The sequence below is a fragment of the Dokdonella sp. genome, assembly GCF_035511235.1.
GTDB lineage: Bacteria > Pseudomonadota > Gammaproteobacteria > Xanthomonadales > Rhodanobacteraceae > Dokdonella.
In genome coordinates this window covers 25,213-38,680 of record NZ_DATKFQ010000025.1, presented here as the reverse complement: position 1 = coordinate 38,680, position 13,468 = coordinate 25,213, and the positions used below count along the sequence as shown (strand labels likewise).

Sequence of the window (13,468 nt, the reverse complement as noted above, 5' to 3'; positions counted from 1 at the left end):
AGAACCGAACTGCGAGGAGAACGAGCAATGTCACCTGACAGACCGATGGTCGCCGTCGATCGCGAGAACCTGACCTTCCGCGTCGCCCGCGAGGCGTTCGTGAGCGAGGCGATCCTCGCGCGCGAGTACGAGGCGATCTTCGATACGTGCTGGCTGTACGTTGGACACGACTCGGAGTTCTCCAAGCCGGGCGACTTCGTCAGCCGCTCGGTGGCCCGTCGCAACCTGCTGGTCACGATGGGCACCGATCGCACCATCAAGGCCTTCTTCAACACCTGCCCGCACCGCGGCGCCACCGTCTGCCGCGAGCGTTCCGGCAACGCGAAGAACTTCCAGTGCTTCTACCACGGCTGGGTGTTCGGCTGCGACGGCAACCTCAAGAGCCAGCCGGGCAAGGAGCACTACAGCGAAGGGTTCGCCCGAAGCAGCCACGGCAACCTCGTACCGGTGCCGAGGCTCGACAGCTATGCAGGGTTCCACTTCGTCAGCTTCAACGCCGACGTGGAGCCGCTGGCGGATTACCTCGCCGGGGCGAAGGAATACCTGGACCTGATCTCCGGCTACTCGGAGAGCGGCATGGCGATCAGCAGCGGATCGCAGGAGTACGCGATCCGCGCGAACTGGAAGCTGCTCGTCGAGAACAGCGTCGACGGCTACCACGCCGTCAGCACGCACGCCAGCTACCTGGACTATCTCAAGAACACCAACGGCGGCCTGTCGAGCACCAAGCTCGAAGGCATCAGCCGCGACCTCGGCAACGGCCACGCCGTACTCGAGTACAGCGCCCCCTGGGGACGGCCGATCGCGCACTGGATTCCGCTGTGGGGCGAGGAAGGAAAGCGCGAGATCGATGCCATCCGCACGCGGCTGGTCGAAAGGCACGGCGAGGAGCGCGCGCAGCGCATGGCGCAGAAGAACCGCAACCTGCTGATCTTTCCCAACCTGGTGATCAACGACATCATGGCGATCACCGTCAGGACGTTCTACCCGCAATCGCCCGACTACATGCTCGTCAACGGCTGGTCGCTGGCACCGCGCGAGGAATCGGACTGGGCACGCAAGTTCCGGCTCAGCAATTTCCTGGAGTTCCTCGGCCCGGGCGGATTCGCGACCCCTGACGACATCGAGGCATTGGAGTCCTGCCAGAACGGCTTCAGGAATTTCCGTCTGGCGCCCTGGAGCGACATCTCCAAGGGCATGGGCAAGGACGTGCCCAGTTACGACGACGAGCTGCAGATGCGGGCGTTCTGGACGCAGTGGAACCGGCGCGTCAGCGAGCGGGGCACCACCGCGGCGGTCGCCTCGCGCAGCATCGCTGCGACCGTGACCGCGGCTTGAGGACGCGACCATGAACGCCGTGGCCACGTCCCCATCCGCACCGACCGTTCCGTCCTCGGCCCGGTTCGCCGCCTTCGTGACGCGCACCGAGGTGGAAGACCTGCTCTTTCACGAGGCCGAGCTCCTCGACACCTGGCAGCTGCACGAATGGCTCACCCTCTTCACCGAGGACGGCTGCTACTACGTGCCGTCCACCGACTTGCCGCGCACGGCCAGCGCGGACGACAGCCTCTTCTACATCGCCGATGACCCGGTGCGGCTGCGCGAACGCGTCGTGCGGCTGATGAAGAAGACGGCTCACGCCGAATACCCGCGCTCGCGCACGAGGCACCTGGTCGGCAACGTCAGGATCCTCGACGCCAATGCCGAGGAGGTGCGCGTCGCCGCCGCCTTCATCACCTACCGCATGAAGTTCGGCAGCAATGACGCCTTCGTCGGCAGCACGCACTACCGCCTGCGCCGCATCGAGGGCCAGCTCCGGATCGTCGAGAAGCGCTGCTTCCTCGATCTCGAAGCGCTGCGTCCGCACGGCCGCGTCAGCATTCTGCTCTGAAGGGAAGACCATGCACGCCACCCTGCCGTTCCGGTACAAGAAGCTCGGCTATGCCGCCATCAACGTCACCGATCTCGACCGGTCGGTAGGCTTCTATCGCGACATCGTCGGCCTGGACGTGGTCGGCATCGACGGCGATGCGGCCTATCTGCGCTGCAGCCGCGACCATCACAACGTCGTCTTGTATCGATCGGCGCAGCACGGCCTGAAGCGCGTCGGCTTCGAAATGGAGCAGGAGAGCGACGTGCGGTCCGCGTTCGCGCATTTCGACGCGCTCGGCATGCATCCGCAATGGGTCGCGGTGGAAGAGGCACGCCGGCTCAGGCAGGGGCCGGGGTTCCGCGTGCGCGAGCGCCACAGCGGACTCCTGTTCGAGCTGTTCGCCGGCAACATGCATCTGGGACGCGATTACGTGCCCACGGTGGCGAAGATCGCGCGTGTCGGACACATCGTGATCGGCAGCGGCGATTTCGAGGCGACGCGCGATTCGCTCGTGAACGACTTCGGCTTCCGCATCTCCGACCTCATCGAAGGGCGGATCGTGTTCATGCGATGCCATCCCAATCCGTTCCATCACACCTTCGCGGTCGGTCCGGCGAGCAGGAGCCACTTCCACCACATCAACTTCATGGTCACCGACATCGACGACATCGGCAAGGCCATCTACCGCATCAAGAAGAACGGCATCAAGGTCGTCTTCGGTCCCGGACGGCATCCCCCTTCGGACAGCATCTTCTTCTACTTCCTCGATCCGGACGGCATGACGGTCGAGTACAGCTTCGGCATGGAGGAGTTCTCCGAGCACAGCCCCCGGCCCGCGCGCTACATGGAGCCGGTTCCGGAATCCCTCGACATCTGGGGCGCCGTTCCCGACGGCCAGTTCGGCCGGAGCGGCCCGATCGAAGGCGCGCACGCCGCTCCGGCCGCGGGCGACGAGCCGGCCTCGTTGTCGGACCACCTGCCGGCGGGGACCGTGGCGTGAGCGCCGCAACGGGTTTCCGCAGCAATCTCCACGGCCATGTCGCGGTGGTGACCGGCGCCGCGCACGGCATCGGGCTCGCCATCGTCGAGACGCTGCTTCGCCTCGGCGCACGGGTGGTCGCCGCCGACCTGGACCGCGACCGGCTGGCCGCGAATCTGGCCTCGATCGACGGCGTATCCGGCCGCGACGTGGCCAGTCACGGCGCCGATCTTTCCGAGGAGGCCGGTGCGCTCTCGTTGCGCGACGCCGCCCGGCGCGCGTTCGGTCCGGCCGCCATTCTCGTCAACTGTGCCGGCGGCGGCGTCATTCGGCCGTTCCTCGAGCACACGCCCGAGACGCTGAAGGCGACCATCGATCGCAACCTGTGGACCGCCCTGTGGTGCACGCGTGCGTTCCTCCCCGACATGGTCGACGCCCGGTACGGACGGATCATCAACATCGGCGCCGACTCGGTGCGCAGCGGGCTCGTCGACCACGCCGCCTACAACGCGGCCAAGGGCGGCATGCACGGACTGACCACGGGGCTGGCGCGCGAGTTCGCGCGCTCCGGCATCACCGTCAACACGGTCGCCCCCTGCGTCGTCAGGACCGAGGCTTACGACAAGGTCGCGCAGAGCAATCCCGAGCTGGCCAGGCGGTTCGTCGAGGTCGTTCCGCTGGGCCGTCCCGGCGAAGTCGACGAAGTAGCGTCCCTGGTCGGCTATCTCGCGCTGCCGGAAGCCGCCTTCGTCACCGGACAGGTGATCGGCGTGAACGGCGGGAGCACGATGCCATGAACCCCGCGATGAGCGCGAAACTGGTCGACCTGATCGCGGCCGCCGACGTGCCCGAGGGCGAAATCCGGCGCGGACGGCTTCCGTGCGGACACGCCGTGGCGATCTACCACGTCGACGGCGAGTTCTTCGTGACCGACGACGTGTGTTCGCACGGCGAAGCGTCCCTGTCCGAGGACGGATCGCTCGACGGCTTCGAGGTGGAGTGCAGCTGGCATTTCGGCCGCTTCGACGTGCGCAGCGGCGCCCCGTGTGCGATGCCGTGCGAAGTACCGCTGCGGACCTGGCCCGTGAAGATCGAGGACGGCCGCGTCTTCGTCGATCCGGAGGCGCATACGCTGTGAGCGCACGCGATCTCGAGCCGCTGGACCGCCGTGTCCGGGTCGCCGCACGAACGCTGGCCAGGCACGCGCTCGTGCAGGCGTGGGGACATTGCAGCGCACGCATCGGCGAGGATGCCTTCGTGGTCTGTGCGTCGCGGCCGATGTCCCGCATCGGCGTGGGCGAGGCGGGCACGGTGGTGCGAATCGACGCACCGCTGCCGGCCGGCGTCCTCGGCGAGGTGCGCATCCACCAGCAGATCTATCGCCTGCGTCCCGACGTGGGCGGCGTGTGCCGCGTGATGCCGCCGGTCACCACGGCGCTGTCCACGCTCGGCGTCGTACCCGTGCCGCGTCATGGCGTCGGTGCCTTCAATGCGGCGTGCCGCTTCTGGGAGGATCCCCGGCTGCTCCGCGACGACGCGCTCGCGGCACGCCTCGCGCAGCATCTCGGTGACGCGCCGGCCGTGGTCATGCGCGGCAACGGTGCGGTCACCGTCGGCGCCAGCGTCGAGCTCGCGGCCTGCTTCGCCTGGTGTCTGGAGGATGCCGCGCGTATCGAGCATCTGGTGAGATCGGCCGCGGACGCCCCGGCCGTCGCCGCCGCCCGGCTGACGGCGGAAGAGACGATCGCACGCCAGGTCAGCACCGGCGCCGTGTTCGAACGGCTTTGGGAGCACCTCTCGGCCGACGATCCGGAAGCCTGCACGGACGGTGTCGACTTTCCGCCGGTCGAGTGGGGGAGCCGTCCTTGATCACGACGACCTGCGTGTATCCACGCCATCGCTGCAGCGGCGTTCAGGCATCTTCTTGCGACGCCGTCTGCGCGGAAGGTAGTGTTGCCGGCGCTCCATCACCCGAGAAGGAAGACAATGGCCACGGCTCCCGTCCGCAGACGTACCCAGGAAGAGCGGCGCGCCGAGACGCGGGCGCGCATCGTCCGAGCCGCGGTCAGCGAGTTGAGAACCAAGGGCTACACGGGGTTCCGTGTCGACAAGGTGGCGATCGCGGCCAAGGTGTCGCGCGGCGCGCAGACGCACCACTTCCCGACCAAGGAATCGCTGGTGCTGGCGGCGCTGGAAAGCCTCTACGACACCTCCACCGCGATCAGCCTGAAGCGTGCCGGCTCCGCGCATGCGGGCGGCGACGTGCTGTCCGCGCTGATGGAGGACGCGGGCCGGTTCTACATGAGCTCGCACTTCACGATCGCGTTGTCGATGCTCAATCTCGGCGACCACGAGTCGGAGCTGCGCAGGAAGGTGCAGGCGATGTCTCGCAAGTACCGCTTCCCGGTCGAGGAGGCCTGGCAATCCGCCCTGGTCGCCTCCGGTGTCGCTCCGGACGTCGCCAAGATCGTGATGGATCTCACCTTCAACGTGTTTCGCGGCCTGGTGATACGCCGTTTCCTGCGCAAGGACGGCGACTACATCCGGCAAACCCTCGAGCACTGGTCGCGGACCGCACGCGCCATTCTCGACGGGTTCGTCAAACCCTGATCGCCGCCGCTGCGGCGGCCTTCCTTCGCCCAGCCCCGATTGCGGCGTGCCTGCCCGGCGCGCGGCAGGCGCGGGCCTGCGCGCCCATTACAGGAAATCGCACATGAGTCTGTGGCAGGACATGCTCGGAACGGAAATCCGTTTCGTCCAGACGCCGAGCTTCGGCCGGATCCGCATCGCGGAAGCGGGACGCGGCAACGGCGACACGATCCTCTTCCAGCATGGTCTCAACGGCCATCTGGAGGCCTACGCGAAAAACATCGTGCCGCTGTCGAAGGACTTCCACGTCGTGGCCTTCGACTACGTGGGGCACGGACTCTCGGACAAGCCGGTCCGGCCGTACACGCCGCACCTGCTCGCCGACCAGGTCGGCGAACTGATGGACGCGCTCCGCATCGAGCGCGCGCACCTGTCCGGCGAGTCGCTCGGCGGCTGGGTGTCGGCGCACTTCGCGGCCAGCCGTCCCGAGCGCGTCGGCCGGCTGATGCTCAATACCGCCGGTGGCATCCCGATCGTGACCGAGTCCGGCCGGCGCGACCTGCAGACCTTCATCGGACTCAACAAGCGCAACATCGACCACACGCCGACCTACGAGTCCGTGCAGGCCCGCATGCACTGGCTCATGCATCCGAACAACCGCCATCTCGTCGACGACGAACTCGTCGCGCTGCGTCTGGGCATCTACCTCCAGCCGGAGAGCAAGGCCGTCCTCGGCAAGCTCAACGAGATCGTCGAGTTCCACGACGACTATCTGATCCCGCTCGAGAAGCTGCCGGCCGGCACGCTGTTCCTGTGGACGCACGACAACCCGATCCACGACACCGAGTCGGTGAAGGCGGCGCATGCCCGGGTACCGGGCAGCCTGCTCCATTTCATGAAGGGCGACTCGGCGCACTGGCCGCAGTACGAGGCGCCCGACGAGTTCAACGCATTGGCAGCCCGGTTCTTCAAGACCGGCCAGGTCGACTGAGGGCACGCCATGAGCCGAGCAGAATCCATCGCGGCGGTCCTCCGCGACGCCCAGGCCACGCGCACGCCGTGCGCCCCGGTACGCGAGCATTTCCAGGGAATCGACGAGCCCTCGCAGGCGCAACTGGCGTACGCGGTGCAACAGATCAACGTCCAGCGCGAACTGGACGCCGGTCGGCGCATCGTCGGCCGTAAGATCGGCCTGACCTCTGTGGCGGTCCAGAAGCAGCTCGGCGTCGACCGGCCGGACTTCGGAACCCTGCTCGACGACATGTCGATCGTCGACGGCGAGGCGATCGGGGCCGGTCGCCTGCTGCAGCCCAAGGTCGAGGCCGAGATCGCCCTGGTCCTGGACCGCGATCTTTCCCATGAGCGCCACACCGTGGCCGATCTGGTCAATGCCACCGCCTACGCGCTCGCCGCGATCGAGGTCGTCGCCAGCCGCGTCGCGGGATGGAACATCCGCTTCGTCGACACCGTGGCCGACAACGCCTCGTCGGGCCTGTTCGTGCTCGGCACCCAGCCGGTGCCGCTGCGCCGGCTCGACCTGGCGGGCGTGTCGATGCGCATGACGCGCGCCGACGAGCTCGTCTCGTCCGGGCGCGGCGCGGCCTGCCTCGGCAATCCGCTCAATGCCGCGCGCTGGCTCGCCGACACGCTGGTCCGCGTGGGCACGCCGCTGCGCGCCGGCGACATCGTGCTCACGGGCGCGCTCGGCCCGATGGTGCAGGCCGCCGCCGGGCAGACCTATCGCGCCGAGATCGAGGGATTCGCGCCGGTCCACGCCGTGTTCGCCGCGGAGACCGGGGCATGAGCGCCGATGTGAAGCACGCCGTCGCGATCATCGGTTCGGGCAACATCGGCACCGATCTGATGGTGAAGATCCTGCGCCACGGCAAGCGTCTGGGCATGGGTCTGTTCGTCGGCATCGATCCGGCCTCAGATGGACTGCAGCGAGCCCGGCGCATGGGTGTGGCGACCGTCGATACCGGCATCGACGGACTGCTCGAGCATCCCGATTTCGGTTCGATCCGGCTGGTCTTCGACGCCACCAGCGCAGGCGCCCACGCGCGGCACGAGGCGCTGCTGCGTCCGCACGGCATCCGCGTCGTCGATCTCACGCCGGCCGCGCTGGGACCGTTCGTGGTGCCAGCGGTGAACCTCGACGAGCACCTCGCGGCGGCGAACGTCAACATGGTCACCTGCGGCGGGCAGGCCACGATTCCGATCGTCGCCGCGGTCGCGGGCGTGGCCCCGGTGAAGTACGCCGAGATCGTCGCCTCGATCTCGAGCCGCTCGGCCGGTCCCGGTACGCGCGCCAACATCGACGAGTTCACCGAGACCACCTCGCGGGCCCTGGTGCGTGTCGGCGGTGCCGAGCGCGGCAAGGCGATCATCATCCTCAATCCGGCCGAGCCGCCGCTGCTGATGCGCGACACGGTCTACTGCCTCGTGGGCCGCGACAGCGACCGCGACGCCATCGCGAGCGCGATCCAGGCGATGGTCGCGCGCGTGGCGCAGTACGTGCCGGGCTACCGCCTCAAACAGGCGGTGCAGTTCGACGCCTTCGACGGCCGGATGCCCGAGGAGGCACACGCCCCGGTCCAAGGCCGCCTGAAGGTGTCGGTGTTCCTCGAGGTCGAGGGCGCCGGCCACTACCTGCCGAGCTACGCCGGCAACCTCGACATCATGACCAGCGCCGCGCTGGCGACCGGCGAGCGCATCGCCGCAGCGATCGACGCGCGCGATGGAGAAGCCGCATGAGCGACACCGCCAAGAAGATCTACGTGTCGGACGTGACGCTGCGCGACGGCATGCACGCGATCCGTCATCGCTACAGGCTGGACGCGGTCGCCGCGATCGCTCGCGCACTGGACGACGCCGGCGTGGACAGCATCGAGGTCGCCCACGGCGACGGCTTGCGCGGCTCGTCGTTCAACTACGGCTTCGGCGCGCACACCGACCTGGAATGGATCGAGTGCGTCGCCGCTTCGGTGCAGCGGGCCAGGATCGCGACCCTGCTGTTGCCGGGCATCGGCACGGTGCATGACCTGGAGGCCGCGCACGGCGCCGGCGCCAGCGTCGTGCGCGTCGCCACGCACTGCACCGAGGCGGACATCTCGCGCCAGCACATCGAACATGCGCGCAAGCTGGGCATGGACACCGTCGGCTTCCTGATGATGAGCCATATGACCACGCCGGCGGCGCTGGCCGGCGAGGCGAAGAAGATGGAACGCTACGGCGCGCAGTGCGTGTACGTCGTCGATTCCGGCGGCGCGATGAACATGTACGACATCGCCGACCGGTTCAAGGCGTTCAAGGACACCCTGGACGCGGCGACCCAGACCGGCATGCACGCCCATCACAACCTCAGCCTCGGCGTCGCCAACTCGATCGTCGCGCTGGAGCACGGCTGCGATCGCATCGATGCCAGCCTGACCGGCATGGGCGCCGGCGCCGGCAACGCGCCGCTGGAAGTGTTCATCGCCGCGGTCGATCGCATGGGCCTCCACCACGGCTGCGACGTACGCAAGCTGATCGACGCCGCCGAAGACATCGTGCGTCCGCTCCAGGAGCGGCCCGTCAGGGTCGACCGCGAGACGCTCGCGCTCGGCTACGCCGGCGTCTATTCGAGCTTCCTCCGGCATGCCGAGGCGGCCGCCAGCCGGTACGGCATCGACGCCTTCGACATTCTCGTCGAGCTCGGGCGCCGACGGATGGTCGGCGGGCAGGAAGACATGATCGTCGACGTCGCGCTCGACCTCGTGAACGCCGCCGCCGGTGGCGGGGCTCAGGTCCAGGCACAGCGGGGATGAACGTGCTCCTCTACCAGCCGCGTGCGCCGGCGATGGCATCTCGCTGGTCCGGCGTGCTGCCGGAACCGCCGCTGCTCGAGATCGCCGGCAAACCGCTGCTGTCGTGGCATCTGGAGAAGCTGGCCAACGCCGGCGTGCGGCGGGTGATGACGAGCCTGCCCGACCCCACGGGCGAGATCTCGCGCCTGCTCGGCGACGGCCGCCGCTTCGGTCTGCGGATCGAGCCGTTGGACGCCGCGGGCGAGCCGGTCACGGGACCGCAGGCGATCGTCGCGGCGCTGGCGCAGCGGCGCGGGGAACCGGTAGCCGCGATCAGCGCGGACCTGTGGACGCACTACGATTTCGCGCGCCTGCCGCGCCGCCCGCGCGCCTCGGCGCACCTGGTGCTGGTCGACAACACGGCCCTGCACCCGCATGGCGATCTTGCGCTGCTCGCGGACGGCCAGGTCCGCGAGGGCCACGGCATGAAGCTGACCTTTTCCGGCATCGGCGTGTATGCCCCGCACCTGCTGGAGGCTCATGCGCGGCCTGCCGATTCGCCGAGTGCGCGTCACCGCACTGCGCTGACGGACGTTCTTGCGCTGCTGGGCTGGGCAATGGCGCGAGGCGAGGTGCACGGCGAGCACTACACGGGACCTTGGACGCATCTGACGTCACCGGACCGGCTCTGGGAGCTGGACGGCGTCGTGGAGCTGTGAGCGAAAGGCGCGAGGGATGCCGTCAGGTTGACGCCTCGTTCGCGGTCGGATCCGCGGCGCGGCGAATGCAGCAATCGACAAGAAGGGCACCGTCCGCACTCGGCGGGCGGTGAATCGAGGAGGGGGCCGCGACGCCTCCCGCGCCGGACGCGGCCGATCGGCAGATGCCGACGCCGCGGTTCCCGACGAAGGGCGGGTCCGTTCGCGGTACGAAGCCGAAACGAGGAGGGTTTGCAGTGAAGAACAACAACCGCGGGCGACCGCTCGCAAGCATCGATACGGTGCGCCGTTCCCGGCTGCTCAGCCGCGCGATCGCATGCGCCCTGGCAGGCGTGGCCGGCGCCGCGATACAGCCGGCGACGGCCGGCCAGTTCGTGCTCGACAACGGCGTCGAGGGCACCTGGGGCCTCAACGTCTCGCTGGGCACCAGCGTGCGCACCACCGATCCGGACCGGCAGTTGATCATGATCGGCAACGGTGGAACCGGCGGATCGAGCCATGACGACGGCAATCTGAACTACGACGACGGCGACGCGTTCTCGACGCTCGCCAAGGTCATCGGCGAGCTGACGCTCAAGCGCGACAACCTCGGTGTGATGGTGCGCGCGAAGGGCTGGTACGACTTCACGCTGGAGAACCATGGCGTGGACCACGGACATTCGGCCAACGGGTTCCGCGCCGGCGCCGATCTGAACGACGGCGATTTCGATGCGCTGTCGAAGTTCTCCGGCGTCGCGCTGCTCGACGCGTACGTCTTCGGCGACTTCTCGCTCGGCGACCATCCGCTCGCGGTCAAGCTCGGCGACCATGTGGTGAACTGGGGCGAGAGCCTGTTCATCCCCGGCATCAACCAGTTCGGCGCCTTCGACGTCTCGGCGTCGCGGCGGCCCGGCGCGCAGGTCAAGGAAATCCTGCTGCCGATCCCGCAGATTTCCGCCAATGCCGGACTGTCGGACAACCTCAGCCTGGAGGCGTTCTACCAGTTCCGCTGGCGCAAGAACGTCCTCGACGGCTGCGGCACCTACTGGTCGATCTCCGACGTCTACAACTGCTCCGACCAGGGCGTCGTGATTCCGGCCGGTCCGCTCGGCACCCGTACCGATTTCGAGAACTACAACGGCCTGCAGACCGGTCTAGGACCGTTTCCCGCCGGCATCGATGCGGTGATGGCCAACGGCGGCGATCGCGAGCCCTCCGACGGTGGCCAGTGGGGCCTCGCATCGCGCTGGTTCGCGCAAGGCATCTCCACCGAATTCGGCCTCTACTACGTCAACTACCACCAGCGTTCGCCGGTGATCAGCATCCTGCTCGACGGCAGCCCGCCGGGATCGGTCTTCGCGATCGGCAACAACCGGATGCAGTACAGCTGGGACTGGTCCGCCGAGGACATCAAGGTACTCGGCGCGAGCTTCTCGACCACGCTGGGCGGATGGTCGGTGTTCGGCGAGGTCAGCCGCACGCGTGATCTGCCGCTGCAGTTGAACGGTCTGGATCTGCTGCGTGGCGCCTCTTCCGGCGCCGGCCCTCTGGGGTTTCTGGTCGACGTACCGCGTGACGAAGGCATCCTGTACACCGGCTACGACCGCAAGGACAAGACGCAGCTGCAGTTGTCGACGCTGAAGATCTTCTCGCGCGTGCTCGGCGCCGAATCGCTGCAGCTGATGGGCGAGATCGGCTATCAGCGCTGGTCCGGCATCGGCGATCCGATGACCTCGCGGCGCTACGGTCGCGCGTTCCTGTACGGACAGGCCGTCACCCGCACCCTGGACTGCGCCGGAACCGGCAACGTCGAACAGGACTTCTGCGAGGCGAAGGGGTTCGCCACGACGACGGCGTGGGGCTATCGCGGCCAGGCCACGCTGAGCTATCCGCGCCTGTTCGGTTCGGTCAACGTCAAGCCGCGCCTGTTCTGGCAGCACGACGTCAAGGGCTATTCCGGCGACATGACCTTCGTCGAGGACCGCAAGATCCTCGGGCTCGGCGCCGCATTCGACTATCTCGGCAAGTACTACGCCGACCTCAGCTACAGCCGTTTCAACTCCGACGCCAAATACGACACGTTCCGTGACCGGGACTTCGTGTCGATCGTCGCCGGGATGAACTTCTGAAACGCCATCTGGAGAACACACCATGACCTCTCTTCCGAAGCAGGCCCGGCGCCTGCTCGCCACGATCCTTGCGGGATCCCTCGCCTGCCAGGCGTACGCCCAGCCCGCAGCCGCCGACATCGCGCGCCTCGACAAGGACCTCACGCCGGTCGGCGCCGAACGCGCCGGCAACGCCGACGGCAGCATCCCGGCGTGGACCGGCGGCATCACGACGCCGCCGGAAGGATTCGACGCGCAGAAGGGCTACGCCGATCCGTTCAAGTCCGACCAGATCCGCTTCACCATCACCGGCGAGAACGCCGCCGAGCATCGCGACCGGCTGACCGAAGGTCAGCTCGAGATGCTCAAGCGCTATCCGGGCTACCGGCTCAACGTCTATCCGACCCGCCGTACGGCCGCGCTGCCGCAGTCCGTGTATGACGCGATCAAGGCGGAGGCCGGCAAGATCAGTCTCGCCGACGGCGGCAACGGTATCCTCGGGATGGAGCGCAGCACCGTTCCGTTTCCGGTTCCCAAGAGCGGCGTGGAAGTGCAATGGAACCACCAGGCCCGCTACTTCGGCGGTATCTGGACGCGCTACAGCGCGGAGTTCCCGGTGCAGAGCAGCGGGGCATTCACACCGGTCACGCGAGTGGAGACGTTCGCGGCGCCCAGTGCCCTGGATCGTTCCGATCCGAACCGGCTCTACTATTTCCGCGCGCGCCTGACCGGCCCCTCCAACGTCGCCGGAGAAGGCATCCTGGTCCACGAGCCGATCGACCAGGTCAAGGAACCGCGCATGGCCTGGCTCTACAACCCCGGCACGCGCCGCGTCCTTCGCGCGCCCGAGTTCGCGTACGACTCGCCGGGGCAGGGCTCGGACGGACTGCGCACGATCGACGATCACGTCGGCTACAACGGCTCGCCGGACCGCTACGAATGGAAGCTCGTCGGCAAGAAGGAAATCTACATCCCGTACAACAACTTCGCGCTCAGCGACCGCAGCCTCAAGTACAAGGACATCATCCAGGCCAACAACCTCAAGCCCGAGCTGACCCGGTACGAGCTGCATCGCGTATGGGTGGTGGAGGCGACCCTCAAGCCCGGTTTCCGCCACATCTATCCGCGCCGCGTCTTCTACTTCGACGAGGACTCCTGGTCGATCGCGTACGCCGACCAGTACGACGGCCGCGGCGAGCTCTGGCGCGTCCGTGAGTCGTTCCTGATGCCGTTCTACGATCAGCCGATGACCTGGGCCGTGGCCGACGCCCTGCACGATCTGCAGGCGCGTCGCTATCTGATCTCCGGCATGGGCAACGAGGAGCGCCCGATGACGTTCGGCGGAAAGGCCAGTCTGGCCGATTTCTCCACGGCATCCCTGCGTCGACAGGGCAACTGACGCCTTCTCCGGCCGGCCGCGCCGTCCAGGCGCGGCC

Annotated in this window: 14 protein-coding genes; all 14 read left to right on the top strand. The window is 67.8% G+C overall.

Translation table 11 applies throughout. From position 1 onward, the window contains the following. Positions 1-27 precede the first annotated feature (27 nt). The 14 genes from VMR06_RS11080 (at position 28) to VMR06_RS11015 (ending at position 13,431) form a co-directional block, all read left to right on the top strand. Positions 28-1,338, top strand: a complete 1,311-nt coding sequence (locus VMR06_RS11080) for an aromatic ring-hydroxylating dioxygenase subunit alpha (RefSeq protein ID WP_325376231.1) — start codon at positions 28-30, stop codon at positions 1,336-1,338. 76 nt (positions 1,339-1,414) lie between these two features. Further along, a complete protein-coding gene (locus VMR06_RS11075) occupies positions 1,415-1,891 on the top strand; it encodes an aromatic-ring-hydroxylating dioxygenase subunit beta (protein ID WP_325376228.1) in 477 nt (158 codons plus the stop codon). A gap of 10 nt (positions 1,892-1,901) precedes the next feature. After that, positions 1,902-2,873: a VOC family protein gene (locus VMR06_RS11070; protein WP_325376570.1), complete on the top strand. Its 972-nt coding sequence runs from the start codon at positions 1,902-1,904 to the stop codon at positions 2,871-2,873. After that, on the top strand, positions 2,870-3,649 hold the full coding sequence (locus tag VMR06_RS11065) for an SDR family oxidoreductase (protein WP_325376226.1): 780 nt from the start codon (positions 2,870-2,872) through the stop codon (positions 3,647-3,649). Before VMR06_RS11070 ends, VMR06_RS11065 begins: the two co-directional genes overlap by 4 nt. 8 nt (positions 3,650-3,657) lie before the next feature. Beyond that, positions 3,658-3,990, top strand: coding sequence for a non-heme iron oxygenase ferredoxin subunit (locus tag VMR06_RS11060; protein WP_325376224.1), 333 nt, complete (start codon positions 3,658-3,660; stop codon positions 3,988-3,990). Then, positions 3,987-4,721 (top strand): class II aldolase/adducin family protein, encoded by a 735-nt coding sequence (locus VMR06_RS11055; RefSeq protein WP_325376222.1) that lies wholly within the window; start codon positions 3,987-3,989, stop codon positions 4,719-4,721. Before VMR06_RS11060 ends, VMR06_RS11055 begins: the two co-directional genes overlap by 4 nt. A gap of 81 nt (positions 4,722-4,802) precedes the next feature. Next, complete coding sequence (locus tag VMR06_RS11050; protein ID WP_325376220.1) at positions 4,803-5,462, top strand: TetR/AcrR family transcriptional regulator; 660 nt, start codon at positions 4,803-4,805, stop codon at positions 5,460-5,462. 103 nt (positions 5,463-5,565) lie between these two features. After that, positions 5,566-6,432 carry an alpha/beta fold hydrolase gene (locus VMR06_RS11045; protein ID WP_325376218.1) on the top strand — a complete coding sequence of 289 codons (867 nt, stop codon included), beginning with the start codon at positions 5,566-5,568 and terminating at the stop codon, positions 6,430-6,432. Between the two features lie 9 nt (positions 6,433-6,441). Beyond that, positions 6,442-7,245 (top strand): fumarylacetoacetate hydrolase family protein, encoded by an 804-nt coding sequence (locus tag VMR06_RS11040; protein WP_325376217.1) that lies wholly within the window; start codon positions 6,442-6,444, stop codon positions 7,243-7,245. Next, positions 7,242-8,195: an acetaldehyde dehydrogenase (acetylating) gene (locus tag VMR06_RS11035; RefSeq protein WP_325376215.1), complete on the top strand. Its 954-nt coding sequence runs from the start codon at positions 7,242-7,244 to the stop codon at positions 8,193-8,195. Before VMR06_RS11040 ends, VMR06_RS11035 begins: the two co-directional genes overlap by 4 nt. Next, the gene (dmpG, locus tag VMR06_RS11030) at positions 8,192-9,247 is read left to right on the top strand and encodes a 4-hydroxy-2-oxovalerate aldolase (RefSeq protein WP_325376213.1); all 1,056 of its coding nucleotides are present in this window, start codon (positions 8,192-8,194) and stop codon (positions 9,245-9,247) included. The genes VMR06_RS11035 and dmpG overlap by 4 nt, the downstream gene beginning before the upstream one ends. A gap of 53 nt (positions 9,248-9,300) precedes the next feature. Next, a complete protein-coding gene (locus VMR06_RS11025; protein WP_325376211.1) occupies positions 9,301-9,945 on the top strand; it encodes a nucleotidyltransferase family protein in 645 nt (214 codons plus the stop codon). 236 nt (positions 9,946-10,181) lie between these two features. After that, positions 10,182-12,053 carry a DUF1302 domain-containing protein gene (locus VMR06_RS11020; protein WP_325376209.1) on the top strand — a complete coding sequence of 624 codons (1,872 nt, stop codon included), beginning with the start codon at positions 10,182-10,184 and terminating at the stop codon, positions 12,051-12,053. 22 nt (positions 12,054-12,075) lie between these two features. Next, a complete protein-coding gene (locus tag VMR06_RS11015; RefSeq protein WP_325376207.1) occupies positions 12,076-13,431 on the top strand; it encodes a DUF1329 domain-containing protein in 1,356 nt (451 codons plus the stop codon). Positions 13,432-13,468 lie beyond the last annotated feature (37 nt).